This is a genomic window from Methylobacterium mesophilicum (genome assembly GCF_022179445.1).
GTDB classification, from domain to species: domain Bacteria; phylum Pseudomonadota; class Alphaproteobacteria; order Rhizobiales; family Beijerinckiaceae; genus Methylobacterium; species Methylobacterium mesophilicum.
Genome location: NZ_BPQU01000079.1, coordinates 1 through 1,434 on the forward strand (window position 1 = coordinate 1; position 1,434 = coordinate 1,434).

A 1,434-nucleotide genomic window follows, 5' to 3' on the forward strand; every position below is an offset into this window, starting at 1 on the left:
CTAGCACTACTTTGGCATTTTGACTTCAGGGTGGCAGATTGAGAACGGCGTCACAGTGCGGGCATCGCCGCGGTGGTGGCTGACTGAGGTGATCCAGGATGGCTTGGCGGATCGCCGGCATCGAGGGCTGGGGCGGCGGGCAGGCGATTCTTTTTTTTCCGCCCCGCCGCTGCGAGGCGCCGGGCTTGGAGGAAGGCGTAGGCCATCATCGTCATCAGCGCGTGCCGGTGCAGCCCGGTCCAGGATCGGCCCTCGAAGTGATCGAGGCCGAGTTCCTCTTTCATCTGCTGGTGCGCCTGCTCGCAGATCCAGCGCGCCTTGATCGTTGCGGCCAGCTGCTTGAGCGTTGCCTCGGCCGGCAGGTTCGAGAGGTAGTATTTACGCTCGCCCGAGCCTCGCTCCTCGCGCACCAGCCAGACCTCGTCGCCGGGCAGATGCTGATTGCCCATCGCGCGGATCCGCTGAGTCGGGCCATCGGCCATCCGGACGCGCAGCGCGCAGAAGCGAGCCCGCAGCCGGCCTTTGGTGCCGCGCCGCCAGGTCACCGATCGGCCGCTCATGTCTGCCAGGATCGTCTCCGCCGCGATAGAGACCTGATCCGGCACATGACGCTTGCGCGGTCGCCCCCGCCCCGCGACGGGGAAGATCATCGTCACGTCGGCCGGGTAGACCTTGTTGCGTCCTGAGATCCCAACAGCCCAACTCAGGCCACGCGCGCTCAGGGCTTGCCGGAACGGGGCGGACCCATACCCTGCATCGGCCAGCACGCAGCCGAAGCGCACGCCAGTCTCCCGAACCCGGTCGATCTCCGCAACCGCGATCTCCAGTTTGGTGCGGGCCGCGCGCAGGCCCTCGGGTACGCCGGCCGATACCATCCGATCCGGGTCGCCCGTCCAGGTCTCGGGCAGGAACAGCGCCAAGCCGACTGCTACGGGCACTTCGCCACGCGCCAGCGTGAGCGACACCAGTGTCTGGCAGTTGGCGGTCTTGCCCAGCGTCGTGGCGTATTGCGGTGCGACCCCAACCGAGCGGTTGCCCTTCTTCGGCAGAGCGGTGTCGTCGATGACCAGGATCGCATCCGCACCACCGACGAGGCGATCGGCCTCGCCGAGAAGAGCCCGCTGAAGCGGAGCCTCATCCCAGATCCCGGCGGCGATGAAGTGGTGCAGCCGATCATAGGGCACACCCTCGGCCCGCGCCGCCATCGGCTGGACGCTCTTGCGGTCACCCAAGCCGATCAGACCGCTCACGTAGAGCGGGCACATAGCCCGACGCGCAGGATGCGACAGTCCCGCAAGGAACGGCTGCAGCCACCGGTCCAGATCCTCACGCCATCCACCAGCACCTGACATCGCGAGCACCCACGCTCATGGCCGTGGCAGGCGAATCCGCAAAAACCTCCAGCGTTCCCTCAATCTACCAAAGTAGTGCTAG

General features: G+C 66.8%; 1 protein-coding gene. It reads right to left on the reverse strand.

The features are described 5' to 3' along the window. Positions 1-50: 50 nt before the first annotated feature. Positions 51-1,352 carry an IS701 family transposase gene (locus MFF40_RS28275; RefSeq protein ID WP_238263131.1) on the reverse strand — a complete coding sequence of 434 codons (1,302 nt, stop codon included), beginning with the start codon at positions 1,350-1,352 and terminating at the stop codon, positions 51-53. Positions 1,353-1,434 lie beyond the last annotated feature (82 nt).